General features: G+C 68.3%; 24 protein-coding genes. 7 read left to right on the top strand and 17 right to left on the bottom strand.

Going from position 1 to position 24,617, the window contains the following annotated elements:
* Positions 1–4 precede the first annotated feature (4 nt).
* Complete coding sequence (locus BJ987_RS31715; protein WP_209896736.1) at positions 5–493, bottom strand: pyridoxamine 5'-phosphate oxidase family protein; 489 nt, start codon at positions 491–493, stop codon at positions 5–7.
* A 62-nt stretch (positions 494–555) separates the two neighbouring features.
* Between BJ987_RS31715 and BJ987_RS31720 the strand changes: the two genes are divergently transcribed.
* The 3 genes from BJ987_RS31720 (at position 556) to BJ987_RS31730 (ending at position 3,300) form a co-directional block, all read left to right on the top strand.
* Positions 556–1,527, top strand: coding sequence for a helix-turn-helix transcriptional regulator (locus BJ987_RS31720; protein WP_209896737.1), 972 nt, complete (start codon positions 556–558; stop codon positions 1,525–1,527).
* A gap of 64 nt (positions 1,528–1,591) precedes the next feature.
* Positions 1,592–2,557 (top strand): helix-turn-helix transcriptional regulator, encoded by a 966-nt coding sequence (locus BJ987_RS31725; RefSeq protein WP_209896738.1) that lies wholly within the window; start codon positions 1,592–1,594, stop codon positions 2,555–2,557.
* Positions 2,558–2,640: 83 nt separating this feature from the next.
* Entirely contained in the window at positions 2,641–3,300 is a 660-nt protein-coding gene (locus BJ987_RS31730; RefSeq protein ID WP_209896739.1) for a Clp protease N-terminal domain-containing protein, read from the top strand.
* Here BJ987_RS31730 and BJ987_RS31735 read toward each other — a convergent pair.
* From BJ987_RS31735 to BJ987_RS31780, 10 genes are all read right to left on the bottom strand, one after another.
* The gene (locus BJ987_RS31735; protein WP_209896740.1) at positions 3,297–4,397 is read right to left on the bottom strand and encodes an FAD-dependent monooxygenase; all 1,101 of its coding nucleotides are present in this window, start codon (positions 4,395–4,397) and stop codon (positions 3,297–3,299) included. The genes BJ987_RS31730 and BJ987_RS31735 overlap by 4 nt on opposite strands.
* A gap of 56 nt (positions 4,398–4,453) precedes the next feature.
* A complete protein-coding gene (locus BJ987_RS31740) occupies positions 4,454–4,915 on the bottom strand; it encodes a hypothetical protein (protein WP_209896741.1) in 462 nt (153 codons plus the stop codon).
* 149 nt (positions 4,916–5,064) lie between these two features.
* Entirely contained in the window at positions 5,065–6,372 is a 1,308-nt protein-coding gene (locus tag BJ987_RS31745; RefSeq protein ID WP_443677979.1) for a type III PLP-dependent enzyme domain-containing protein, read from the bottom strand.
* A gap of 68 nt (positions 6,373–6,440) precedes the next feature.
* Entirely contained in the window at positions 6,441–9,221 is a 2,781-nt protein-coding gene (gene ppc / locus BJ987_RS31750; RefSeq protein WP_209896743.1) for a phosphoenolpyruvate carboxylase, read from the bottom strand.
* Positions 9,222–9,307: 86 nt separating this feature from the next.
* Positions 9,308–9,727, bottom strand: a complete 420-nt coding sequence (locus BJ987_RS31755; RefSeq protein ID WP_209896744.1) for a VOC family protein — start codon at positions 9,725–9,727, stop codon at positions 9,308–9,310.
* Between the two features lie 107 nt (positions 9,728–9,834).
* Positions 9,835–10,965, bottom strand: coding sequence for an AAA family ATPase (locus tag BJ987_RS31760; RefSeq protein ID WP_209896745.1), 1,131 nt, complete (start codon positions 10,963–10,965; stop codon positions 9,835–9,837).
* Between the two features lie 163 nt (positions 10,966–11,128).
* Positions 11,129–12,157: a hypothetical protein gene (locus BJ987_RS31765; protein ID WP_209896746.1), complete on the bottom strand. Its 1,029-nt coding sequence runs from the start codon at positions 12,155–12,157 to the stop codon at positions 11,129–11,131.
* A gap of 33 nt (positions 12,158–12,190) precedes the next feature.
* A complete protein-coding gene (locus BJ987_RS31770) occupies positions 12,191–12,697 on the bottom strand; it encodes a hypothetical protein (protein ID WP_209896747.1) in 507 nt (168 codons plus the stop codon).
* 33 nt (positions 12,698–12,730) lie between these two features.
* Positions 12,731–13,498 carry an alpha/beta hydrolase gene (locus tag BJ987_RS31775; protein WP_209896748.1) on the bottom strand — a complete coding sequence of 256 codons (768 nt, stop codon included), beginning with the start codon at positions 13,496–13,498 and terminating at the stop codon, positions 12,731–12,733.
* 10 nt (positions 13,499–13,508) lie between these two features.
* Positions 13,509–13,808, bottom strand: coding sequence for a DUF427 domain-containing protein (locus BJ987_RS31780; RefSeq protein ID WP_209896749.1), 300 nt, complete (start codon positions 13,806–13,808; stop codon positions 13,509–13,511).
* A 132-nt stretch (positions 13,809–13,940) separates the two neighbouring features.
* Here BJ987_RS31780 and BJ987_RS31785 point away from each other — a divergent pair, with 132 nt between their 5' ends.
* Positions 13,941–14,651 carry a cutinase family protein gene (locus tag BJ987_RS31785; protein ID WP_209896750.1) on the top strand — a complete coding sequence of 237 codons (711 nt, stop codon included), beginning with the start codon at positions 13,941–13,943 and terminating at the stop codon, positions 14,649–14,651.
* Positions 14,652–14,703: 52 nt separating this feature from the next.
* Here BJ987_RS31785 and pheT read toward each other — a convergent pair whose 3' ends face one another.
* The 3 genes from pheT to BJ987_RS31800 all read right to left on the bottom strand — a co-directional run bounded on the left by pheT (position 14,704) and on the right by BJ987_RS31800 (position 19,099).
* Positions 14,704–17,208 carry a phenylalanine--tRNA ligase subunit beta gene (gene pheT, locus BJ987_RS31790; protein ID WP_209896751.1) on the bottom strand — a complete coding sequence of 835 codons (2,505 nt, stop codon included), beginning with the start codon at positions 17,206–17,208 and terminating at the stop codon, positions 14,704–14,706.
* Positions 17,209–17,239: 31 nt separating this feature from the next.
* A complete protein-coding gene (gene pheS, locus BJ987_RS31795; RefSeq protein WP_209899438.1) occupies positions 17,240–18,304 on the bottom strand; it encodes a phenylalanine--tRNA ligase subunit alpha in 1,065 nt (354 codons plus the stop codon).
* A 213-nt stretch (positions 18,305–18,517) separates the two neighbouring features.
* Positions 18,518–19,099: a TetR/AcrR family transcriptional regulator gene (locus tag BJ987_RS31800; RefSeq protein ID WP_307869820.1), complete on the bottom strand. Its 582-nt coding sequence runs from the start codon at positions 19,097–19,099 to the stop codon at positions 18,518–18,520.
* Positions 19,100–19,190: 91 nt separating this feature from the next.
* Between BJ987_RS31800 and BJ987_RS31805 the strand changes: the two genes are divergently transcribed.
* The 3 genes from BJ987_RS31805 to BJ987_RS31815 all read left to right on the top strand — a co-directional run bounded on the left by BJ987_RS31805 (position 19,191) and on the right by BJ987_RS31815 (position 21,429).
* The gene (locus tag BJ987_RS31805) at positions 19,191–20,603 is read left to right on the top strand and encodes an MFS transporter (protein ID WP_209896752.1); all 1,413 of its coding nucleotides are present in this window, start codon (positions 19,191–19,193) and stop codon (positions 20,601–20,603) included.
* Positions 20,604–20,725: 122 nt separating this feature from the next.
* A complete protein-coding gene (locus BJ987_RS31810; RefSeq protein ID WP_209896753.1) occupies positions 20,726–20,911 on the top strand; it encodes a hypothetical protein in 186 nt (61 codons plus the stop codon).
* 161 nt (positions 20,912–21,072) lie between these two features.
* Positions 21,073–21,429, top strand: coding sequence for a helix-turn-helix domain-containing protein (locus BJ987_RS31815; RefSeq protein WP_307869821.1), 357 nt, complete (start codon positions 21,073–21,075; stop codon positions 21,427–21,429).
* 6 nt (positions 21,430–21,435) lie between these two features.
* Here the strand turns inward: BJ987_RS31815 and BJ987_RS31820 are convergent, their stop codons facing one another.
* From BJ987_RS31820 to BJ987_RS31830, 3 genes are all read right to left on the bottom strand, one after another.
* The gene (locus BJ987_RS31820) at positions 21,436–22,119 is read right to left on the bottom strand and encodes a class I SAM-dependent methyltransferase (RefSeq protein WP_307869822.1); all 684 of its coding nucleotides are present in this window, start codon (positions 22,117–22,119) and stop codon (positions 21,436–21,438) included.
* A gap of 60 nt (positions 22,120–22,179) precedes the next feature.
* Positions 22,180–23,742: an APC family permease gene (locus BJ987_RS31825; protein WP_209896754.1), complete on the bottom strand. Its 1,563-nt coding sequence runs from the start codon at positions 23,740–23,742 to the stop codon at positions 22,180–22,182.
* 74 nt (positions 23,743–23,816) lie between these two features.
* The gene (locus BJ987_RS31830; protein ID WP_209896755.1) at positions 23,817–24,614 is read right to left on the bottom strand and encodes a TrmH family RNA methyltransferase; all 798 of its coding nucleotides are present in this window, start codon (positions 24,612–24,614) and stop codon (positions 23,817–23,819) included.
* Between the last annotated feature and the right edge of the window lie 3 nt (positions 24,615–24,617).

A 24,617-nucleotide genomic window follows, 5' to 3' on the forward strand; every position in this document is an offset into this window, starting at 1 on the left:
CCGCTCACTTGCGCACGACGCGCTCGCCCTGACCCGGCTTCCAGATCGTGATGGCGAGTTTGTCGTCGCCGATCTCGACACACGAGGCCCCGGTGAGGTCGGCGATGTAGAAGTGGTCGAACTCCATGCCGCGGATATCGAATCCCGATTCCTCGAACAACTCCTGGGCGAAGCGGGCGTGCACCTCCTTGTCCGGCAGATCGGTGACGGTGCCGAAGAGTTTCGCGTCACCGTCACCGACCATGGTGTCGACAGTGGCGGTGTGCAGGCAGAACCGGGGGTCCCGGGCCAGGTCCTTGAACTTGGTCGTATTCGGCATGCCCGCGAGCACCAGCGTGCCCTCGAAGACGCGAGGTTCGATCGGGCTGATGCGCGGGGAACCGTCGGCGCGCACGGTGCCGAGCATGCACAGATTGCCGGTCGCCTTGTGCCGGCGGTTGAACACGGTCGCGATTTTCGGTGCTTCCTGGGTGAACTCGCTCCAAAGGGTCATACCACCGACAGTACGAGCCATCCTTGCCATCTTCTGTCAGGTTTTCTGGTTAGTGTCGGACCATGCGTGCGAGCCGACTGGTCCAGTTACTGCTGCTGTTGCAGACCCGCGGCGGCCGGGCCACCGCGCCGCAGCTGGCCGAGGCGCTGGAGGTCTCGGTCCGGACGGTGTATCGCGACGTCGAAGCGCTGTCGGAGGCGGGCGTTCCGGTGTACAGCGAACCCGGCCGGTCGGGCGGCATCCGGCTGGTCGACGGCTACCGCACCCGGTTGACCGGTTTGACCTCGGAAGAAGCCGACGCGGTGCTGCTCGCCGGGCTGCCCGGGGCGGCGGCCGACCTCGGGCTCGGCACGGTGCTGGCCACCGCGCAACTCAAAGTGCTCGCCGCGCTGCCGCCGGAATTGCGGGGGCGGGCCACCCGGGTCGCCGAACGCGTGCACATCGATGTGCCCGGCTGGTTCCATCGGCCCGATGAGACGCCGACGTTGGCCGTCATCGCCGACGCGCTGTGGCACGACCGCAGGTTACAAGTGCGCTATGGGCGCAAGGATCGCGAAGTCGACCGCCGGCTGGATCCGCTCGGACTGGTACTGAAAGCCGGCACCTGGTACCTCGTGGCCCGGCACCGCGCCGACATCCGCGCCTATCGGGTGAGCCGGATCGTCACGGCCGAACAGATCGAGGAAACATTCACTCGCCCAGAGCATTTCGATTTGGCCGCGCATTGGGTGGAGGCACAGGAGGAGTTCGCGCAATCCATGCTGCGTGTGCGGGCGCACTGCCGTATCCGGGCCGATCAGGTCCGGCTACTCCGGTTGAGTTTCGAACCGGCCGCCGTCACCGCGGCCATGGCTTCGATGAGCGAACCGGACGCGCAGGGCTGGGTGCGGGTGGATCTCGCGTCGGAGTCGTATCCGGTGCTGTTGCACAGCATCCTGCCGCTCGGCGCGGGCGCGGAAATCCTCGATCCGCCGGAACTACGGGCTCAACTCGCCGCGATCGTGTCCGCCATGGCGGACAACTACCGTAGCTAGCGCGCACGCGACGAGGTAGCTATTAGGACAGAGCCGTTCCTAAGCATCTGGCATTCTCGAAGTCATGTTGGAAACCTCGGCGCGACTACTCAAGCTGCTGGCGCTGCTGCAGACCCATCGCGATTGGACCGGCACCGAGCTCTCCGAACGCCTGGGCGTCACGGGCCGCACGGTCCGCCGGGATGTGGAGCGGCTGCGGGAACTGGGTTATCCCGTGCACGCCAATCAGGGCACGGCCGGTTACCGGCTGGGTGCGGGCGCGGCGCTACCACCGCTGTTGCTCGACGACGAGGAGGCCGTGGCCGTCGCGGTGAGCCTGCGCAGCGCGTCCGACGGCAGTGTCGCCGGTGTCGAGGAGGCGTCGGTGCGGGCGCTGAGCAAGTTGGAGCAGGTACTGCCGCCTCGGTTGCGGCATCGGGTCCGCACGCTCCGGGGCGCGACGGTCCGGGTCGGCAGCCCGCGGCCCACAGTCGAGCCGGACACGCTGATGGCCATCGCCGAGGCCTGCCAGCGCCGGGAACAGTTGCGTTTCGACTATCGCGCCCACGGCGGGTCCGACAGCATCCGAAAAGTGGAGCCGCACAGCCTGGTTCACTTCAGCAGACACTGGTATCTGGTGGCCTGGGATGTCGACCGCGGTGATTGGCGCACGTTCCGGGTGGACCGGCTCACTCCACGGATCCCGACCGGACCCCGTTTCACGCCGCGCGAACTACCGGAACCCGATGTGGCGACCTACCTTTCGCGGCAACTGTCCGTGCGCACCTGGCCGTATCAGGCGACGGTACTGCTGCACGTCGGCGCCGACACCGCCAGCGCGCGGGTGTGGCCCGGGATGGGCGTGGTCGAAGCGGTCGACGAACACAGCTGCCATGTGCATGTCGGTGCGGACACTCCCGAAGCCCTGGTCTGGATGATCACTTCCTTCGACCTCGATTTCACTCTGCTCACCGGCCCGCCCGAACTCGCCGCGGCCCTGCGCAAGCAAGCCCAGCGCTGTTCGAACTCGGTGCGCGAGTTTCCCCGGTAACTCTCGCGTCGCTGAATCCGGGGGCGGTGAAACAGATCCGCACTACGATGGAACCGCCGACAGCTTCCGGATTGGGAGGCGCAGTGTTCGAGAAATTCACCGACCGGGCTCGCCGGGTGGTCGTGCTCGCCCAGGAAGAGGCGCGGGCGCTGAACCATCACTTCATCGGGGCCGAACATCTCCTGGTCGCGGTGCTGCGGGAAGCGGAATCCGAAGCGGACGCACCGACCGCGAAATCGCTTGCTCAGCACGGTTTCACGCCATCCGAGGCGATCGAGCGGGTGGGGCTGACTCCGGACGCCGGCACCGCTCCCGCACCGCAGTTCCTGCCCTTCACCGAGGGCGCCAAGGAGGCATTGCAGGCCGCGCTTCGGGAGTCACTTGCTTTGGGACACACCGCGATCACACCGGACCACGTCCTGCTGGGCGTCATCCGCAGCGAAGCCGCACACGCCGACTCCCCCGCCGCCGCGGCCGTCACCGCGCTCGGCCTCACGGCCGAGGACCTGCGTCATCCCCCCGCACCGAGCCCGCTGCGACTCGCACCGCTGGTCCGCACCGCGCTGCTGCACGCGCACACCGAGGCCCAGCGGGCGGGCAGCGAGGTCGTGGGCACCGAGCACATGCTGCTCGGGCTGCTCGACGCGGACCCGGCGCTGGCCCAACGCGTCTTCGGGGCACTGGGCGTGCCGACCGAGGAGGTCACGGCGAAGGTGCGCGGCGCCGTCAGCGGCACCGACTAAGGCGTCCAGTCCAGGACGGGCGCCATCGCCTTCACCTGCACGGAGGCCGGTATCAGCCGAATCGCCAGGTCGCGCAACGCGACCAGGGGCGGCCACGACAGCTGCGCCACCGCACCCGCCCGATTCGAGCGGGCAGCGATCATTTGGGTGCGGGGCCGGCGCAGTCGGTCGTAACCGCGCAGATCGCCGTCCTCCCGCAGCACCCTGGCGAGCACCACCGCATCCTCCAAGGCCTGGCAGCCACCCTGCCCGAGGTTCGGGGTCATGGCGTGCGCGGCATCGCCGAGCAGCGCGATCCGTCCGGCGACGAAGGTTCGCAACGGCGGCAAAGAGTAGAGGTCGTTTCGCAGGACCGCGGATTCCCGCGCCGCAGCGAGCAGGCCGGGGATCGGCGCGTGCCAGGCCCCGAACCGGCGTTTCAACTCCGCCAGCCCGCCGGTCTCGGTGCCCGCGGGCAGGTTCGCGGTGGCGTAGGCATAGACACGCCCGTCGACCAGTGGCGCGAATCCGAATCGTTCACCGCGGCCCCAGGTTTCCCCCAGCTCGGTCATCGGCTCGGCAGGTGTGAGCACCAGACGCCAGGCGGTCGCACCGGCGTATTTCGGGGCGATCTCGCCGCACACCGCACGCCGGACCACGCTGTTGATCCCGTCCGCGCCGACAACCAGATCACCGGTGGCAGTGCCCGCGGCATGCTCGACACTGCCGTCCGTCCTCGCTTCGAGCACCGAAATACCTGTCCGCACAACGTGTTCCGGGAGGGCACTGCGCAAGATGGCGACCAGGTCGGCGCGATGCAACAGGATCGGCAAGCCGTAGCGATCTCGAACAGCGGCGGTGTCCGGGCGGGTGAGCCAGCGGCCCGCGCTGTCGCGGAGCCCGACCGCGCCGTGCTCTCGGGCATGCGCGCGGACCTCGTCACCGAGACCGAGCGCGTCCAAGGCCCGCAGCGCGTTGGGGAACAGGGACAACCCCGCGCCGATCTCGGTGATCCGCGGCGCTCGCTCCAGTACTTCGACATCCCAGCCCTGCCGGTGGAAGGCGACCGCGGTGGCCAGACCACCGATACCGCCGCCGACGACGATCACTTTCGACATGTCCACTCCCGCGCTCTGGGACCATTCGGACCGAGAGTAGGCCGCGGACCCTCACTTCAGTGGCGCTCAGCGCGGATCAGCCGAGACGTAGACCAGCGCGAGATGCTCGGCAGAAACGTCAGTACCAGCAGCGTGCTGCTGAATGCCACGCCGAGCGATGACACTCGGAGGAAATCGAAGGTTACCGGAACCGAGTTGCCGACTCGAATGGTGATGATCGACAACGCGAAGATGCCGACGCCACCCACTCCCAGCAGAACACGCGCAGGCTTCTTGCGCAGAAACATCCCGATCCCCCCGACCGCCAGCAGTAATCCGAAGACCCCGAGCAGCAGGTCTTCGGGAACGTAGGCGAAACCGCGTGGGGCACTCGGTGGGTCGTAGGTGCTGTCCAAGTCCAGCCGTAAGAGCATGGGCAGATACCACAAAATGGTGAGCCCGCCGAGGAGGGCCAGGACGCCCGCGATGAACAGGGTGACCCCGAGTTCGGGTTTCCGATGGATCCGAGAGTCGATCAACTACTTCTCCAAACCAACTGTTCAGCACATGCCCTGGCGGGCTCGGCACAGAATCGAGACGGTGCCGATACTTCAGGCTACGCGGCGGCTCTGTCCAACAGTATTGTTCGCTGGTCAATCCTGTGCCACACGTGGCCGAAGATGCTCACTCAAAAGAACGTGTGGACGAGGTCGACGACCCGGGGGCGCGGTGCGTCGGCGTCGTCGATGACGGGGATGAGACGCCACTTGTCGAAGGCGGTACAGGGGTGGGACAGACCCAGGCGGACGACGGTGCCGACCGGCAGATCGTCGGCGGTGCCGTTCGGCAGGTCGAGGAAGGTGTGCTGATCGGCCAGTTTGACGACGGCCATCGGCTCCAGCGGGCGGTGAGCCTCGGAAAGCTGTTGCGCGACAATACGTTGCGGTACCGGGAGACCGGAGTCGTAGGGCACGTCGCGACGGCCCGCGTCCAGGAGCGCGAGCCGAGGCTCGGGCCGGGAGAGTGTGCGGGCCCAGGCGTGCATGGCGGCGCGCAGCGGGCGGGCGCTGCGGGCCTCGGTCAGCGGGGAGATGTTCGCGTACAAGCCGTCATCGTGGATGAGGTACGCGCCCGAGCGGAGCACGACGGTGGTCGGCACACCCTGTGCGCCCTGCTCGTCCGCGAGATCGGCCAGATGTTCGAGGACCAGGTCCTGGTACGAGCTGCCGCCCGCCGTGACGATCGCGGCCTCCGGATAGCGGTCCGCGGCGGCGAGTTCGCCGTGCAGGCGGGCGATATCGTCCAGGTAACGCCGCAGGGACGCGATCGACTCGGGTGTCCGGTCACGGGCCAGGGCACCCTCGTAACCGCCCACCCCGGCCAGGGTGAGACGCTCGGAGCGCTCGATCGCGGCGGCGATGGCATGCCCCTCCGCCAGCGTGCGGGCTCCGGTGCGCGCGTGCGCGCCGCCGAGTTCCACGAGAACCCGGATCCGCTCGGTGCCGGGCACCGACCGCAGCTGCCGTTCCATCAGCTCGACCGTCGCGACGCTGTCGGCCCAGCAGACGAACTCGAACGACGGATCGCACGCCAATTCCGCCGCGATCCAACGCAATCCGAGTGGATCGACCAGCGCGTTGGCGAGCACGATGCGCCGCACCCCGAACGACCGCGCCACCTGCACCTGCCAGGGAGTCGCGAAGGTGATGCCCCAGCAGCCCGCCGCCAGCTGCTGTGCCCACAGCCGCGGAGCCATGGTCGTCTTGCCGTGCGGGGCCAAGCGCACCCCGGCGGCGTCGGCCAACTCGCCCATGACGGCGAGGTTGTGGGTCATCGCCGACCGGTCCAGCGTCAGCAGCGGTGTCTGGAAATCATCGAGATGTGGCTCCGCGTCGAGGAATTCGCGGGCCGTGCATCCCCAGGCGGACGCGGGGACGCTCTTGTGCTCCGGCCCGAGCACCCGATCCCCCAGCGCCGCCACCGCCTCGTCGTCGATTCGCACAACGCTCCTTTCGCCGGACTCGACCGAAGGTCACACCCTAGCGGGCAGGCTTCCGGCCCTGGTCAGCCCGAGTTGCGCAGGGCGGTGGCGAGGCCGTTCATGGTGAGCAGGATGCCGCGCTTCACCAGGTCGCTGTCGTCGCCGGAGCGCAGGCGGCGCAGCAACTCCACCTGCATCTGGTTCAGCGGTTCCAGGTAAGGGAAGCGGTTGTGGATGGACTCGGCCAATGAGGCGTTGTCGGCGAGCAGGTGATCGTTGCCGGTGATCGCGGCGTGCATGCGGACGGTGCGGGCATGCTCGTCGCGGATCATGCCGAAGATGGTGTCGCGCAAGGTTTTGTCGTCGACGAGTTCGGCGTAGCGAGCGGCGATGTCGAGATCGGTTTTGGCCAGCACCTGGGCCAGGTTAGACAGCACCGTGCGAAAGAACGGCCAACGCCGGTACAGGTCGGACAGGGTGGCCAGGCGTTGCGGATCGCCGCCCACCCATTCCTCGAGCGCGGTGCCGGTGCCGTACCAGCCGGGCAGCATTACCCGCGCTTGGCTCCAGGACATCACCCACGGGATGGCCCGCAGGTCCGAGACCGAATTGGTGGGTTTGCGGGAGGCGGGGCGACTGCCGATATTGAGGTCGCCGACCTCCGCGACCGGAGTCGATTGACGGAAATACTGGACGAAGCCCGGCGTTTCGTGCACCAGGCGGGCGTAGGCGGCGCGGGCGCGGGCGGCCAGGTCGTCCATGAGCTGGTAGGAGGGTTCGGCATCCGCGCCGAGACCTTCCACGTCCAGCAGGGTCGATTCCAGTGTGCCCGCGATCAGCGATTCCAGATTGCGATGTGCCGCACCAGGTTCGGCGTACTTGGCGGCGATCACCTCGCCCTGCTCGGTGAGGCGCAGCGCACCGCGCACCGCGCCGGCGGGCTGGGCGAGAATGGCGTCGTAACTGCGTCCGCCGCCGCGACCGACGGTGCCGCCGCGACCGTGGAACAGCCGCAGGCGAATTCCCGTCTTACGGGCCACCTCGACCAGGTCGAGTTCCGCGCGATACAGCGCCCAGTTGGCGGCGAGGTACCCGCCGTCCTTGTTGGAGTCGGAATAACCGAGCATGACCTCTTGCCGCATTCCCCTGGCCGACACCAGATCTCGATACACCGGCACCTCCAGGGCAGCCGACAGGGTGGCCGCGCCCGCGCCGAGATCCTCGATGGTCTCGAACAGCGGCACGATTCCCACCGTGCAACTCGGCGCACCGTCGGGCGGACCGGGATCGAGCAGACCGCCCTCCTTGAGCAGCAACGCCGCCTCGAGCATGTCGCTGACGGAGGTGCACATGCTGATGATGTAGTTCGGTATCGCCTCCGCGCCAAGGGTTTCCACCATCTCGGCGGCGGCACGGACGATGCCCAGCTCCTTGTCCGCGAGCTCGCTCAGGTGCGCGTGCGGGCCGAGCAGCGGCCGACGGGTGCGCAGCTCCGTGGCGAGCAGCTGGACGCGTTCGGCTTCGGACAGGCTCGCGTAGTCCGAATGCACGCCCGCCCAAGCGAAGATCTCCGCGACGACCTGCTCGTGCACCTCGGAGTTCTGGCGCATATCCAGGCCCTGCAGGTGGAATCCGAAGCTCTCCACGGCATTGCGCAGCGCGGCCAAGCGGTCATCGGCCAGCAGGTCGTCACCGCCGGCGCGCAGCGACGCGTCCACGGCGTCGAGGTCGTCGAGCACCGCGCGCGGGTCCGGATAGGGCTCGACACCGTCGATCCGGCCGGTCAGCCCCTCGGCCGGCACGCTGCCGAGCGCATGCCGCGCGGTGACGGTGAGCCGAGCTCGGATCGCGTGCAGCGCACGGCGATACGGCTCGTCGGCGTGGACCAGCGGATCCGCGTAACCGGCGTCGGCCAGCGCCGTCACCTCCGGGGTCACCACGGCCAGCCGGGCCGACAGCGACAGCGACTTCTCCAACTCCACCAGTTCCCGCAGGTAATGCCCGAACGCCACGCCCGCGGCCTGCTGGGTCGCCTGACGCACCACTTCCGCTGTCACGTAGGGGTTTCCGTCGCGATCGCCGCCGATCCAGGAGCCGGGCCGCAGGATCGGGCGCGACAACAGGTCCGCCCCCGGCCACCGGGACCGCAGCGCCGACCGGACTTCGGCGTTGATCGCCGGGATCACCTCCAGCAGCGTGAGCTCGTAGTATCGCAGGCCCACCGCGATCTCGTCCTGAATCCGCAAGCGCGCCAACCGGATCAGCGCCGTCCGCCACAGCGTCAGCACCTGTCGGCGGATCTGCACCTCGAGCTCGGCCCGCTCGGCCTCGGTGTCGTCGTAGCGCTGCCGCATCCGCATGAGATCGGTGATGCGGGTCTGCACGTCGAAGACGGTGCGGCGACGGGTCTCGGTCGGATGCGCGGTGATCACCGGCGACACCAGCGCGTCCACCAGCAGATCGGCGACCTGGTCACCGTCGAGACGGGCCGCGTCGAGCTTGCGGTAGGTGGCGGCCAGCGACGAATCCTGCGGCGGCTCACCGGCGGCGACGTGCACGGCCCGGCGGCGGTCACGCTGGATGTCCTCCGCCAGGTTCGCCAGCAGTACGAAATAGCTGAAGGCGCGGATCAGCGGGAGCGCGGTGTCGATATCGACTCCCGCCAGGATGTCCGCGACCGCACTGCGTTCCACCTCCTCGCGCCGCACCCGGAAAGCCTCGATGCGCACCCGCTCGATCAGGTCGAACACCTCCGGACCCTCGTGGTCACGAATGGTGTCGCCGAGCACGCCACCCAGAAACCGGATGTCGTCGCGCAGCGGCCGGGTCGCGTCCTGGGCTGATTCGATCCGCGATTCGGTCATGCCCTCGACCCTACTGCGGTTGATCTTTCCGGCCGGTGCGGCCACGCCTGCGCGCCCGGCCGGAGACACCGGACCCGTCGGCTTCCTCAGCCCAGAACTTGGGAGAACCGCAGGTGGTTGCCCCACGGGTCGACGAAACCGCAGTCGCGCATCCCGTACGGCTGGGTGATCGGCTCCTGCGCCACCACGGCGCCCGCGTCCCGCAGCCGCGCGAAGGTGGCCTCGCAATCGTCGGTGGTGAAGATGAGCGTGCCCTGCGCACCGCTGGCCAGCCGCGCCTGCGCCGCCTGCCGGCGAGCCTCGTCCGGCACGAGTTCCGGCACCTCGAGCAGGAACTCGATGGTCGGCTGGGCGGCCGGGCCGACAGTCAACCAGCGGGCACCGGCGAACGGCATGTCCTGGCGCACCTCCAGACCGACCACGTCGCGATAGAACTCGAGGGCCGCCTGCTGATCACCGACCAGCACGGAGACGTGGGTGAGGGCGAGGTCTTTGCCGTTGCTCATTGCTTTCTCTTTCTGTCGAACCGGAACGGAACTGTACTGATGACGTGGCACCGATGACGAACTCATCGGTGTCCGCGGCGATCGTGGCATCGGGACGAGCTCGGTCGCTAGCGTTTGGGCCAATGCCAGGCGGGGGCGTCCAGCAAACCCTGATCCCGTACGGTCGTCGCGCCCTGCTCCTTGACCAACTCGATGGTGTTGAGCTCGGCGCCACTGTTCTCCAGCGCGGCGATGAGCGGCTGTGAGTGGGTCACCACGACGACCTGAGTGTCTGCGGCCGCCGCCGCGATGAGTGCGCCCAGTGGCCGGACCAGTTCGGGATGCAGGCTGTTCTCGGGCTCGTTGAGCACCAGGAGTTCGGGCGGACGCGGGGTCAGCAACGCCGCGACCAGCAGCAGATACCGGAGGGTGCCGTCGGAGAGCTCCGCGGTCGCGAAGGGACGCAACAGCTCCGGCTGGTGCAGCAGGAGTTCGAATCGGCCGTCGCGATCGGCGATTTCGACTTCGCTGCCGGGAAAGGCCAGATCCACCGCATCCGCCAAGGCTTCGGCATCGCCGATCTCGCGGATCGTCTGCCAGGCGGCGGCCAGGTCCGCCCCATCGTGCGCGAGGACTACGGTGCGCGTGCCGATTTGGGGTGTCCGGGCGGGAGCGTCGGTGTCCGTGCGCAGGTGATCGTAGAACCGCCAGGAGCGAATCCGCTCACGCAGCACCAGCAGATCCGGCGCGCTCTGCGGGTCGGCCAATTCGGCCAGCATGCTGTCGAAGGGCCGCACGGTGTGCGACACCATCCCCCAGCCGCCGTCGGCGCCGCGCAACCGCACCACCGGACCGCCTCGTTCGGCGAGCAATGTCGCGGGTCGCAGCACCGGGCCGGCCCAGACCGCCTCGGCCTTGATCTCGGGGTCGCGGTCGAACATCGACTCGGGCGCGGCCGGAACCGGAACCCCGAGATCGGCGGCATAGCCGAAATCGTCACCCGCGAACCCCAATCGCAGGGCCAGCGGCTCGTTCCGCGGCGTACGCCCCGGCCCGGCCCACAACGTGGAATCCAGCCCGCCCTCCCGCGCCAACGCCGCCACCGCCCCATTGCCGGCGAAATTCGCCAGCAACCGCAGCACCCGATACAGACTCGACTTCCCGCTGCCGTTCGACCCGGTCACCACGTTCAACTGCCCCAACGGCACCACCAGCCGCCGCAACGACCGATAGTTCTCGACAGCCACCGTCCTCAGCACGCCCCCAGGCTAACCACGACCCCCGACCACTGCCGCTCGGCAAGCGCCGGGGACGTGCCTACAGTTCCCGGAGGGCGCGGGCGGATTGCCCGGTTACGAACCCGTAAGAAGAAGCCGGGGCCCGGACGAGAAATCACCGGGCCCCGGCTGGGGCCGGAGAGTCTTATGCGGGTAGGTCGGCCAGGATGCTCAGCACCGCGTCGGAGGTGTAGAAGGGCTCGAGGCGTTCGCGGATCAGGTTGGCCAGCAGACCGTTTCGCTTGGCGCCTTCGATCACCGCGGGGCCGTAGCGCAGGATTTCCCGGGCGATGTCGTCGCCGGACAGGCCGAGTTCGGGGAGCATCGCGGCTAGGGTGTAGTCGCCGTACTTGGTGAAGAAGACCTCGACGCACTCGTCGACCAGTTCACCGAAGAATTCCTTCTCGCGGGTGGTCACGGCGATTTCGTAGCAGATCAGGACCAGTTCGTTGAGGTCCTTCCGAGTGAGGTATTCGCGCAGGCCGCTGACCGGCTCGTCGGCGTGCAGGTCCCAGAATTCCATCGCCGCGGAGTGCACGGGCGCATCGCGCAGCATCTCGCGGATGGCGTTGTTGGTGCGCTTGAGCGCGAACAGTGCGCCCTTGCCGGCCAGATCACCGACGAAGGTGCTGTCGGCGACCTTCTTGGCCCGGTTGGCGGCGGACTGACCCAGCGACATCAGCGAGGAGACACCCGGAATCTTCTCCGCGCGTTCCCGATTGGTGGCCATGAAGTCGTTGATCAGTTTGTCGACGAACTTGGAGGCGACGGTGGCGACGAGAGGGCTCTCGGTGAGCCGGTCCAGGATGCGTTCCTGGGCCTGGTGCATGCCGAAGATCTTCTCCAGCAACGCTTCCACGGGCTCGCGGTCGACCACCTGACCGAGGGTGTAATCGTGGTTCTCCGCGATGTTGTCGTAGATCGAATCGGCGAAGACGCCCACCATATCGGCGAGGACGGGGCTGCCGCCGATCAGCTCGATGATGGTGCGGACGGTTTCCTTGGCGTCGGCGATCCGCACCACGTCACGGAAGACGAGGGTGTCGGCTACCCCGAGCACGGCCTCGGTATCGCGAGCGACGACCTCCGCGAAACGTTCGCCGGTCACCTCGGCGAGCAGGAACTCCACCTGGGCATCGAGTAGTCGATCGGCGACTTCGCGCGGCTCGCTCATAATTTTCCTTCGTCCGGTACGACCGGACCACGATTACGGATTGTCGTTGCCGTGCATTGATTTCCGTATCTGGTCCAGACGCTCACGCGCGGCCTTTTCGCGCGCCTCCCACTGTTCGTCGGCGCTGCGGCCCGCCGGGGTCTGCCGGTCGAGTTCACCCATCCCCTGCGCGGTGCCGAAACGCTGCTCGACCTTATCGCGAACTGACTCGAAAGTAGGGACTCCACCGCTGGAATATCCGCTCGTAGCGGGCGGCGCGGGGATACCGGCGGGGTGTACCGGTACCGCCGGTACCGAAGAAGCGGCTCCGACCTGGCCCGATGCACCCCCGCCCGCGCTCGGGTCATGCGATGGTGACGATTCAGTGGCAGGACTCACATCGCCACTCGGCGACGCATCGCCCGCCCCGGCCATTTCGTCGAGTGCCGCGCGCACCGCCCGGAACGCGGGCCGACCCGCCGTCGCGGCCTGCAGCACGATGATCAACTCCGCGTCCGACAACGCCGCCAGCCGGGCGGAGATCTCGCTGTACTCAGTCATAAAGCCAGGCTACGCACGCGCGAGCAAGCCGGGCTATCGATCCACGACGCTCTTCGCCCAGGTGCTGACGAGATCGATCCAGCGTGCACCCGCGGAGAAGATGAGGTCGTTGTGCCCCGCTCCGGCGAAGACCTCCAGTTGCTTGGGTTCCGAAGCCGCCTCGTACAGCCGCTCGGCGTGCTGCAACGGGAGCAGTTCGTCGCGATCCCCGTGGGTGATCAGCACGGGTGCCCGGACTTCCCGGATACGCCGCAGGCTCGGATAAGCGTCGGGCACCAACGGCGCGGGCACGAACGGATATATCCCGCGCGCCGCGTCGCGGATGCCGGTGAAGGTGGATACCAGGATCAACCCGGCCGGCGGATATTCGGTGGCCAACTCCAGCATCACCCCGCCGCCGAGCGACTTTCCAAGGTAGACAACGCGTTCCGGGTCGACGCCGGGCCGGTCAAGCAGCGCCTGCCGGGCCGCACGGGCATCCAGGTAGGTGCCGTGCTCACTCGGCCGGCCGGTACTGCGCCCGTACCCGCGGTAGTCGAAGGCGAGAACATCGAATCCGGCGTCGGTGAGCAGCGCGTAGATCGGCACGCGATCGCCGATGTTCCCGGCATTGCCGTGCGCGAACAGCACATGCCCGACCGACCGGCGCGCCGGTAGCCACCAGGCATGCACTGTCTCACCGTCAGCGGTCGCGATCGACAGGTCCTGGTAGGCCAGACCGAGTACCGCCGGTGTCTGCGAGATCCGCCGATCGCGCATGTAGGTCAGCGCGTTCAGGATCGGGGCAGCGGGATGTCGCATACCCCCGTTCTTACCCGGTGGCGGATTCGACGACGTCGACGCCCTTCCAGAAGGCGACCCGATCGCGCACCTGCTCGGCCTCCGGTTTCGGATCCGGGTAGTACCAGGCCGCGTCGGGGTTCTTCGCGCCGTCGACCACCACCGTGTAGTACGAGGCCGTGCCCTTCCAGGGACAGTACGAGTGCGATTCGCTGGCCTCGAAGTACTCCTGGTTGACCGACTCGGGCGGGAAGTAGTGATTGCCCTCGACGACCACCGTGTCCGCACTGTCGGCCAGCACGACACCATTCCACACAGCCTGCACGCTCATCGCTCCTCCTTCGAGTCGTCCCCACCAGACCAACACTCATCCCGACTACCCGATTCCCCGCGAGTGTCACCGGGAATCGACAGTGCGCCCGCAGGCCTTGAGCCTTGGGCCGCCCGCCAATAAGGTCGTGCCATGCTCAGACAGTTGCGGTATCCGATTTCCTTGCGGCGCTTGGCCGGTGCCGCCGTCGCTGCCCTGGCGGTGGCGGGCGTGCCCGCGGCCACCGCCTACGCCGACGACTCCGTCGACTGCGGCGAAGTGCGAGTCGTCAACGTTCGAGGCACGTTCGAGCCGCAGTTCGGCAGCCTCCTGCTGACACCCTTGGCCATGCGAATCGCACAGGAGAACGGCGGCGAGTTCACCGAACTGCAGTACCCGGCGAATCGCGATCCGGACAGCTCGACCCGAGGGGTCACGAGTCTGATCGACGTGCTGAACACCGCCGCGGCCACCTGCCCGGAGCAGCGGCTGGTCGTGCTCGGCTACTCGCAGGGCGCTCGGGTCACCGGCGAAGCGCTCAGTTCCCGGCACCGGTTGTCCGACCGGGCCGCAGCCCAGATCTCCGCTGTCGCCCTGTTCGGTAACCCCAATTTCAACAACGCGGAACCCTACAACCGCGGCAGTTTCGACCCGGGCCAGACCGGTCTGCAGCCACGCCCCACCGGCGCACTCGCCGAATTCGCCGACCGGCTGCGCGACTATTGCAGTGCCGGGGACCGCGTCTGCAACGGCGGCGACCCGGCGGCCGGGTTCTCGAACGCCTTCAGCTCCGGGCATTTCGCGTATTTCTTCGACGGCAGTCGCGAACAAGCCGCGGCCTTCGTCCAGGACCGCCTCCGCTGACTTCGGAAACACGAGACCCCTGCGGCATGCATGCCGCAGGGGTCCCGGTGTCTCAGCGCAGGACCGCGCCGACCGACGCCGACGCCGCGGCGACCGCGGCGTCCCGAGCGGCGGAGGCCTCGTCCTCGGTGAGGGTGCGATCTGGAGCGCGGAAACGCAGGGCGTAGGTGAAGGACTTGCGGCCCTCGCCCGCCTGAGCGCCTTCGTAGACGTCGAACAGCGCGATGTCTTCGAGCAGGTCACCACCACCGGCGCGGAGCGCGGCTTCGACCGAGGCGGCCGGAACGGACTTCTCGACGCTGACCGAGACGTCCTGTAGCAGCGCCGGGAACGGCGAAACCGTGGGCACCGGGCGGTTTTCCCGCAGCGGAAGGGCATCGAGATCGAGTTCGACGGCGCAGGTGCGCTTGGGCAGACCGGACCGTTCCAGCACCGCCGGATGCAGTTCGCCGGCGTGACCCACGACGACACCGTCGACGACCAGCTCGGCGCAGCGGCCCGGATGCCACGGCAGATGCGCGGCGGCGCGGCGTTCGAGCCGGACACCCGCCGCGGCGGCGACGGCATCGGCCAGGGCGAACGCGTCGGCGGCTTCGGCCGGACGGCCCTGACCCCACGGACCTCGAGGTTCGCGGCGGCCGGTGAGAACCGCCGCGACATGCACCGGCTGCTGCGGGAGCGAGTCGTTCAGTTCGGCGATCTGCTCGTCGGTGGGACGGCGGTCGACCGGGAGAGCGTCGATCGCGCGGGTCGTCGCACTCGGCCGCACGACCTGCGCCACGGTGTAGAGGGCGAGGTCGCGTGCGCCACGGGAGATATTGCGGCCGGCCACTTCCAGCAGGCCCGGCAGCAAGGTGGTGGGCAGGTCGGCGCGTTCCACGTCGAGCGGATTGAGCACCTTCATGGTGTCGCGGCGCGGGTCGCCGGCCTCGAGGCCCCACACGTCGAACACGTTGCCCGCCATGAAGACCGGGGACGGAACCTCGACGGCTCCGGCGAAGGCCAGCGCCCGGCTCACCGCGCGGAGCCGGCGCTGAGCCGCGGTGAGTCCGCGACCCGCGGGCGCGGTGGGCAGCACGGACGGGATCTTGTCCAGGCCTTCCAGCCGCAGCACCTCCTCGACCAGGTCGGCGGGCTGCGTGAGATCGGCGCGCCAGCTCGGCGGCGTGACGATCAGCTGTCCGTGACCGGCGTCGCTGACACCCACCTCGACCTGACAGCCGACCTGAGCCAGGCGGCGGGCGGCGGTGCCGGTCGGGTAGGTGATGCCGGCGGTGCGGTCGGGCAGATCGATATCCATCCGGATCGGGGCCGCGGGCGGCACCGGGACCCGCACGTCGGTCACCGCGGATTCGACTGTGCCACCGGCGATTTCGGCCAGCAGCGTGGCGGCGCGATCGAGCGCGGCCAGGTTCACCTCGGGGTCGACGACGCGCTCGAAACGCTTCGCCGCCTCGGAGGGCAGCTTGTGCCGGCGCACGGTGCGGGCGATCGCGACCGGGTTCCAGGTCGCCGCCTCCAGCAGGATGTCGGTGGAGTCGTCGCTCACCTCGGTGGTGGCGCCGCCCATGGTGCCGGCGAGGGAGATGACGCCGGAATCATCGGCGATCACCACGTCCTCCGCGTCCAGCACGCGTTCGGCGTCGTCGAGGGTGCGCAGCGTCTCGCCCCGGTTCGCGCGGCGAACCACCAAGGTGCCGTTGATCTTCGACGCGTCGAAGGCGTGCAGCGGCTGACCCAGTTCCAGCATCACGTAGTTGGTGACGTCCACGGCCGGGGAGATCGGGCGTACCCCGGCCAGCAGCAGGCGCCGTTGCAGCCACCACGGGCTGACGGCCGCCGGATCGATGCCCGTGACCCGGCGCGCGGCGAAGCGGGTGCACAGCGACTCCGGCTCGAGCTTCACCGCCCACGCCTCGTCCTGACTGTCGGGCAGCGTCCGCACCGCCGGATCGGCATACTCCAGGTCGTAGCGGCACGCCAGCTCGCGGGCCAGGCCACGCACCGAGAACGCGTAACCGCGATCCGGGGTGATGGCCAGTTCGATCACCGAATCACCCAGGCCCAGCAGCTCGTTCGCGTCGGCCCCGGGCTCGGCGGTGCCGGGCCGCAGCACCAGGATGCCGTTGTGCTCCTTGCCGATACCCAGTTCGGCGAGCGAGCAGATCATGCCGTTGGAGACATGACCGTAGGTCTTGCGCGAGGAGATCTGGAAGCCGCCGGGCAGCACGCCGCCGGGGAGCACCACGACCACCAGGTCGCCGACCTGGAAGTTGGTGGCGCCGCAGACGATCTCCTGCAGGTGATCCGGCTTGCCGATATCGACCTTGCAGAACCGGATCGGCTTCTTGAACTCGGTGAGTTCGGTGATCTCGGCGACTCGGCCGACCACCAGGTGCGGCCCGTCGCCGTCGCCGGTGATCGGCTCCAGGGTCTGGACCTCCTCGACCTCCAGGCCGACCCGCACGAACGCGGCGTCGAGCTCCTCCGGCGTCACGGCCCACTCGGGGGTGGTGCGCCGCAGGATTTCGGTCAGCCAGGACTGCGCTACTCGCACTGTTTCGCTTCCTCGATCGATTGTCTGGGGGTCAGGACTGGATGCCGAACGGCAGCGTGAAACGCACGTCGCCCTCGATGATGTCGCGCATATCGGGCAGACCGTTCTTGAACTGCAAGGTGCGTTCCATACCCATGCCGAAGGCGAAACCGCTGTACACCTCGGGATCGATACCGCTGGCGATGAGCACCTTCGGGTTCACCATGCCGCAGCCGCCCCACTCGACCCAGCCGGCGCCACCCTTCTTGTCCGGGAACCAGACATCGACCTCGGCCGACGGCTCGGTGAACGGGAAGAAGCTGGGCCGCATCCGGGTCTCGGACTCCGGGCCGAACAGCGCCCGGGCCAGCAAGTCCAGGGTGCCTTTCAGGTGGGCCATGGTCAGGCCCTTGTCCACGGCCAAGCCTTCGATCTGCGAGAACACCGGCGAATGGGTGGCGTCGAGTTCGTCGGTGCGGAAGGTGCGGCCGGGGCAGGCCACGTAGATCGGCAGGTCGCGGGTCAGCATGGAGCGCACCTGCACCGGCGAGGTGTGCGTGCGCAGCACCTGCCGCGAGGTTTCCGGCGCGATATAGAAGGTGTCCTGCATGGCGCGCGCCGGATGATCCGGCGGGAAATTCAGCGCGTCGAAATTGAAGTGCTCGGTCTCGACCTCGGGGCCTTCGGCGATCTCCCAGCCCATGGCGACGAACACATCGGCGATCTGCTCGGAGATCACCGTGATCGGATGCCGCGCACCCGTCGCGGTCCGGGTGGCGGGCAGCGTGACATCGATCGACTCGGCCACCAGCACCGCGGCGTCCCGTTCGGTCTGCAACTCGCGCTGGCGCGTCTCGAATGCCTGCGACACGCGCTGCCGGGCCACGTTGACCCGCTTGCCCGCGTCGGCCTTCTCCTCCTTGGGGAGGGTGCCGAGGGATCGCTGGGCCAGCGCGATCGGCGACTTGCCACCCATGTACTCGGTCTTCGCGACCGCGAGCGCGTCCAGATCGGCGGCGGCCGCGAACGCCTTCTCGGCCTCGGCCGCGGCGGCCGCGAGGGCCTCCTCGGTCAGCGCGTTGCCGGTCTGCTCGACTGCGTCGTTGTCGGCCACGATGGTTCGACTCTCCCCTGGGGATCGGCGTGCATATGGGACAGCAACCGGCCCGGCTCATCGCCTAGCCACATTGCTGCTGGTCGCAATCGTATTCGATGCCCGGTGGTCACTTCATCCGGATTACCGCTCCGCGCTGGGGTAGCGGTGGCACGGTCGAGCTCGGCGAGGTGGTCGAGCGGCTGGATCAGGCGATACGCGACGCCGCGGCCGGAATCAGCAGGGGTCGGGTGACTCCTGGATGTCGTCGAAGATCTCGGTGGCCCAGGTCGCCGGGATGGCGTCGTGGCCGACCACGCGCATGGCGCTCATGACGGTCAGGAGCATGCCCGTCGCGATGAAGCGGCGGGCTTCGCTGACCGACGCTCCGGTCAGTTCGCGGACCAGGTCGTAGATATCGCCGAAGCCGGCGCGGACCGCGTCGCCGATCACCGGGTCGCCACTGGCGGTGAACCCGTGCAGCATGCCCAGTGGCGGGTCACGTTCCTCGAGGAAAGTGTCGTAGGCCTTCCCGAGGGCTTGGATCGCTTCGGCCGGGGTCGCGCCTGGGTCGAGGTCGACGACGGCCGCGCGGAAGATCTCCTCGATACGTCCGCACACCTGTTGGATCACCGCGATGAACAACTGCTGCTTGGTGCCGAACAGCCGGATCACGTACGGCTGCGAAACGCCGGCGCGGCGCGCGATCTCATCGGTTTTGGTTGCGGCATAGCCGGATTCGGCGAAAGCGGAGACGGCGGCGGCAAGCACTTCGGCACGGCGATCCGTCGCGGTCATCCGAGTTCGTGTGGAACTCACGGGGCTCCTTTCCCAGGGTGTTGACATGTTATCAGCCGATGCATACTGTTCGGACAGTTAGTTATCAGTCAATTACAACCAAGGCTGGACAATGACCGGAACTCTTGCGCCGAAGCTCGATTCGACGGACGCGCCACCCCGCCCCCTCGCCGCGGTCCTCGCCGCGGTCGGCATCCCCATGTTCATGGTGGTGCTGGACAACCTCGTCGTGACGAACGCGCTACCGGTGATCCGCACCGAACTCGGCGCCTCGCTGACCGACCTGCAGTGGTTCGTCAACGCCTACACGCTCTCCTTCGCCTCGCTGCTGCTCACCGCCGCCGCCATCGGCGACCGGCTCGGCCGCCGGCGCGTCTTCCTGGCGGGCATCGCGCTGTTCACCGTGGCCTCGGCCGCCTGCGCGCTGGCCACCGAACCGTGGATGCTGATCCTGGCTCGGGCGATTCAGGGCGTCGGCGCGGCCGGTGTTCTGCCGCTGTCGTTGACGCTGCTGTCGGTCGCGGTGCCGGAAAAGATGCGCAGCGCCGCCATCGGCATCTGGGGTGGGATCACCGGACTCGGGGTGGCGCTGGGCCCGCTGGTCGGCGGCGCGGTGGTCGAGGGCCTGAGCTGGCAGTGGATCTTCTGGCTCAACGTGCCGATCGGCATCCTCGCGATTCCGTTCGTGGCTCGCGTGCTGCCCGAATCCTTCGGCGGTGCGCGGAAACTCGATCCACTCGGCCTGGTGCTGGCGGCCGGCGGCGTGCTCGCCGTCGTGTGGGGCGTGGTGCACGGCGCCGACGACGGGTGGACCTCCGGCACGGTGCTCGGCGCACTGATCGCGGGCGGAATTCTGCTGGCCTGCACGGTCGCCTGGGAATTGCGGACGCCGCATCCGATGCTGCCGCTGCGGTTGTTCCGTTCGCGCGCGTTCCGCGTCGCCAACGCCACCGGATTCACCTTCTCCATCGGCGTGTTCGGCACCATCTTCCTGCTGGCCCAGTATTTCCAAGTGGTGCAGGGCTATTCACCGCTGGAGTCGGGCGTCCGGACCATGCCGTGGACCATGGCGCCGATGGTCGTCGCCCCCATCGCGGGCCTGATCGTCGACAAGGTCGGCGCCCGCACCTTGCTCGCCACCGGGCAGTTCCTGCTCGTCGCGGCACTGGCCTGGATGGCGGCCGTCACCACCGTCGACGCCGCGTACAGCTCGTTCGTCGGCCCGTTCCTGCTCGGCGGCATCGGCATGGGGCTCACCTTCGCACCCAGCGCCACCGTGGTCATGGCCAGCGCGGGACCCGAGGAGCAAGCCATGGCTTCGGGCACCAACAGCACGGTCCGGGAAGTCGGCGTCGCCATGGGGGTCGCGATTCTGGCCTCGGTCTTCGCCTCCTACGGCTCCTACACCGACCCGCAGTCCTACGTCGACGGCCTCGTTCCGGCGATCTGGGTCGGCTCCGTCATCGTCGCCGTCGGCGCCGTGACATCCCTGTTCGTCCCCCGGGTGGTGTCCGCCGATCGCTGACCGGCGCCAACCATCGAAGCGTCGAAGGCATCGATCTCGGGTGCAAAAAATCTGTCGTGGCGAGTGTAGACATTCTGCGAGAGTGGGTATACAGTCGCTCTCGTTCGAAAAGAGAAGATCCAGTGGCCGGGCAGGTGAACTGCCTGGAACATGAGGTTTACCGCCCCTCCGGCGGAGAAGAGAATCCGGTGCAGTCGGCCGGCCCGCCGGAGGCGGCGAAGCAGTTCAGCAGTACCGAGTACAGCAGTACCGAGATCGACAAGACACAGGTAAACCGGCAAACCCAGGAGGTGGTGGTCACTGAGTAGTCGCCTACCAGTTACGCGTCCCGGGAAGTGCCGGGCGCGATGTACGGCACCGGCCCCCATGGCCGGTGCACAGAATTGAAGTCAAATCCCCCCTCTTTGTAAGATCCCAGGCCCCGGCGCTCAGCGCCGGGGCCTGCCGACGTTGACTCCCGAGAGGTGCCGTGCAACAACCGAATACCCACTCCGCCGACGCCCTCAGCGCCGGCGACAGACTCGAGGACGACAACTACCCCGCCTACAGCATGGGGCGTGCCGCAGAGATCCTCGGCGTCACCCAATCATTTCTGCGCGGCCTGGACGCCGCCGAACTGCTGACCCCGCAACGCTCCCCCGGCGGACACCGCCGCTACTCCCGCTACCAGCTCCGCCTCGCCGCCCGCGTCCGCGAACTGGTCGACAACGGCAACACTCTCGAGGCGGCCTGTCGCATCGTCATCCTCGAAGACCAACTCGCCGAAGCCCAGCGGATCAACACCGATCTCCAGCGTGCGCTCGACGACCGCCCGCCCGCGCCCTGACCGGCGCTATCGAGATCGGTAGTAGGAGTTCACGGCGGGCTGGCCGGTGTAATTCGGGCCCGCCTGATCGTCGGCACCGGCATAGTCGAACGGCAGGGCCACCGCGGCACGACCCCGGCGGGTGATCCGCCGTCGACGACCGTCGTAGTCGAAGCCCTGCGCGCGCAGCACGGTACGCAGGCGACGATCCAGCGGACGAGCATCGGCCGAACGCACGCTCGCGAGGTCCAGATTGGCGGCGAACAGCCCGTCGGCCGCGAGCCACGAAGCCGTCGCCGCGAGGACTTTCAGTTTGTCGCCGAGGTAGTGCAGGCCGTGCACACAGGTGATCAGGTCGAACGGCCGATCCGGCGCCCAGGTGGTGACCGAGGCCGTGACGAACTCAACTCCGCGATCCGGAGCGCTCGCGAAAGCGTCGACCAAGTCGACGCCGGTGATTTGGAGCCGGGTGTCATCGATCAGCCGCGCGCATTCCAGCAGCGCTGTGCCCGAGCCGCAGCACAGGTCGAGCCACCGGAAGGTTTCCACGCCGGTAGCCAGCCGTTCCCGGATCAGCTCGGCCACATCGATGCCGAGGTCGCGCCCGTAGCCGTTGCTCCCGGTCAGCCGCCGTTCCCGGTTCATCGCGTTGTTGGCGACCACCGAGGAACGTTCCAGCGCCACATCATCGAGCAACCGCACGTCATCCACCCTCGAACTCTATGCCGCACAGGACCGCCGAGCCAGCCGCGAGAAGATCTGCGGCGCGGACTATTTCGCGTACTGGGCCTGCTCGATCGCGTCGGATTCGACGATCTCGTCGGTGGGCCGCGGCAGTGCCCGCGCCAGGACCTCCCCGCGGAAGAACGGCGGCATCCGGCGGGCTAGAACCAGGTACAGCGGGACGCCGGCGAGCAGGGTGCCGACGCCGAGCAGAAAGATCGAGCCGATCTGCCAGTGCGGCGCGAACGGCAGTTGCCAGTAGGAGCCTTCGTCGTCCGGCCGCCAGGAGGTGACGGCGGTCCAGGCCGCCGCGAACAGCAGCATGCCACCGCCGAGCGCGGGTAACAGACCCTTCATGACCAATGCCCTGCGGTCGGCGGCGAATCGGTTTCGATAGAGCCAGGCACAACTCAGGCCGGTGAGCCCGTAGTAGACGCCGATCGACATGCCGATCGCGGTGACGGCCTCGGCGATCAGGCGGCCGCCCGACGCGAAATTCAACGCCACATACAGCGCGACCGAGCACGCGCCGAAGACGACGGTGGATACCACCGGCGTGCGGAAGCGCGGATGGATGCGACCGAAGGCCTCGGGCAGGGCGCGATGCAATGCCATCGAATAGGTGGTGCGCGCGGTCGGGAGGATGGTGGTCTGGGTGGAAGCCGCGGCCGAGGTGAGCACCATCAGGAACAGCAGGTGCACCGCGACGCTGCCGATCGCGCTGTCGCCGAACACCGCCGCGCCGAGTGCGCCGAGCACGTCGTCCACATGATCCGGATTGGCCAGGCCCAGCCCTGCGGTGCCGGTGCCCGCGAAGGCCTGACCCGCCACCGTCACCAGCAGGTACAGGGCGACGAGGGTGATAGTCGACAGCACCGCCGCGCGACCGGGTGTCCGGCGCGGATCAACTGTTTCCTGGTTCACCGACACCGCCGAATCCCAGCCCCAATAGATGAAGGTCATCAGCAGCAGCGCGTTGACGAATGCGGAGAACGACCCGATCGCGAAGGGGTTGAACCACTCCCACCGCGGCATGCTCGCACCCGCCGCCGCGTGCCCGAGCGCCACCCGGATCAGCGCGACCAGCGAGAAGATCACCAGCAGTCCGAACTCGATCGTCAGCAACACCGACTGCAATCGCGCCGACACGTCGATCCCCGCCACCGCCACCGCGGTCATCACGACGAGGTAGCCGATGCCGACCAGCAGCACCCAGGCGCTCGTCGCGTCGGACCCGATGCCGTCCGCGCCGAACAGATGAAAGGTGTACTGGGCGCTGACCTGAGCCAGGCTCGCCATCACCAGCAGATCCGACACCACGATCGCCCATCCGGCCATCCACCCGGTGAACGGACCGAACGCCCGGGTCGCCCACACGAAGGTGGTCCCCGGATCCGGCTCCACCGCGTTCAGGTCTCGATACCCGATGGCCACCAGCAACATCGGGATAAAGGCCAGTACCACGATGATCGGCGCCTGCAACCCGACGGCCGCCACGACGAGTCCGAGGGTGGCGGTAATGCTGTACGCGGGCCCGGCCGAAGCCACGCCGATCACCACCGAGGAGACCAGGGAGAGCGCTCCGGACCGCAGGGTGCTGGGCGATGTCACCGGACAAGGCTACGGGCAACTTTCCAGCACACCGAATCGGCCCGCCGCCCCCTTCGAGCCGAGGGCGCAGGCCGCTACTTCGCGTAGCGGACGCGGGAGTTCGCGTAGAGGCAGATCGCGGCGGCGGTGGCCAGGTTGAGGCTCTCGGCGCGACCGCGAATCGGGATGCGGATGCGGTGGTCGGCGCGGGCGGCGACCTCGCGGTCGAGGCCGTGCGCCTCGTTGCCGAACAGCCAGGCGACCGGGGCGGTGAAGAGGTGATCCGCGTCGTCCAGGTCGATTTCGCCGTCGGCGGCGGTGGCCAGGATCGTAATGCCCGCTGCCGCAATCGAATCCAGCGTTTCGGTGACATCCCGGCCGCGTGCGACCGGCACATGGAAGAGGCTGCCCGCACTGGCGCGGACGCATTTACCGTTGTGCGGGTCGACGGTGTCACCGGCCAGCACGATTCCATCGGCGCCGACGGAATCGGCGACCCGGATCAGGGTGCCCGCGTTGCCGGGCTCGGAAATCTGCACCGGGACGGCGAGGATGCGGGGATCGCGGTCGAGCACCTCGGTCAGCGGCACATCGATCAGATCGCAGACGGCCACCAGGCCGGGCGCGGTGACGGTTTCGCCGAGTTGCTGCGCCGCACGCTCACTGACCAGCGTGGTGCGGACACCGGACGCGGCGGCTCCCGCGATGAGCGCGTGCGCACGGGTGGCGGCGTCGAGCGAGTAGAACAACTCGCGCACCCTTCCGGTGTCCAGCGCCGCGGCTACGGCGTTGGCCCCCTCGGCGAGGAACTGCCCGGTCTTGCGGCGTTGCGCCGATCGGTGCAGCTTGACAGCGGAAACGACCCGTGGATTGCGCTCGGAAAGCGCGTCCACGGG

The sequence above is a fragment of the Nocardia goodfellowii genome (assembly GCF_017875645.1).
GTDB classification, from domain to species: domain Bacteria; phylum Actinomycetota; class Actinomycetes; order Mycobacteriales; family Mycobacteriaceae; genus Nocardia; species Nocardia goodfellowii.

What these genes read in the sequence shown, in the direction of transcription:
- BJ987_RS31715 (WP_209896736.1), bottom strand. Translation starts at nt 493, where the DNA reads ATGACCCTTTGGAGCGAGTTCACCCAGGAAGCACCGAAAATCGCGACC.
- BJ987_RS31720 (WP_209896737.1), top strand. Translation starts at nt 556, where the DNA reads ATGCGTGCGAGCCGACTGGTCCAGTTACTGCTGCTGTTGCAGACCCGC.
- BJ987_RS31725 (WP_209896738.1), top strand. Translation starts at nt 1,592, where the DNA reads ATGTTGGAAACCTCGGCGCGACTACTCAAGCTGCTGGCGCTGCTGCAG.
- BJ987_RS31735 (WP_209896740.1), bottom strand. Translation starts at nt 4,397, where the DNA reads ATGTCGAAAGTGATCGTCGTCGGCGGCGGTATCGGTGGTCTGGCCACC.
- ppc (WP_209896743.1), bottom strand. Translation starts at nt 9,221, where the DNA reads ATGACCGAATCGCGGATCGAATCAGCCCAGGACGCGACCCGGCCGCTG.
- BJ987_RS31755 (WP_209896744.1), bottom strand. Translation starts at nt 9,727, where the DNA reads ATGAGCAACGGCAAAGACCTCGCCCTCACCCACGTCTCCGTGCTGGTC.
- BJ987_RS31765 (WP_209896746.1), bottom strand. Translation starts at nt 12,157, where the DNA reads ATGAGCGAGCCGCGCGAAGTCGCCGATCGACTACTCGATGCCCAGGTG.
- BJ987_RS31770 (WP_209896747.1), bottom strand. Translation starts at nt 12,697, where the DNA reads ATGACTGAGTACAGCGAGATCTCCGCCCGGCTGGCGGCGTTGTCGGAC.
- BJ987_RS31775 (WP_209896748.1), bottom strand. Translation starts at nt 13,498, where the DNA reads ATGCGACATCCCGCTGCCCCGATCCTGAACGCGCTGACCTACATGCGC.
- BJ987_RS31780 (WP_209896749.1), bottom strand. Translation starts at nt 13,808, where the DNA reads ATGAGCGTGCAGGCTGTGTGGAATGGTGTCGTGCTGGCCGACAGTGCG.
- BJ987_RS31785 (WP_209896750.1), top strand. Translation starts at nt 13,941, where the DNA reads ATGCTCAGACAGTTGCGGTATCCGATTTCCTTGCGGCGCTTGGCCGGT.
- BJ987_RS31805 (WP_209896752.1), top strand. Translation starts at nt 19,191, where the DNA reads ATGACCGGAACTCTTGCGCCGAAGCTCGATTCGACGGACGCGCCACCC.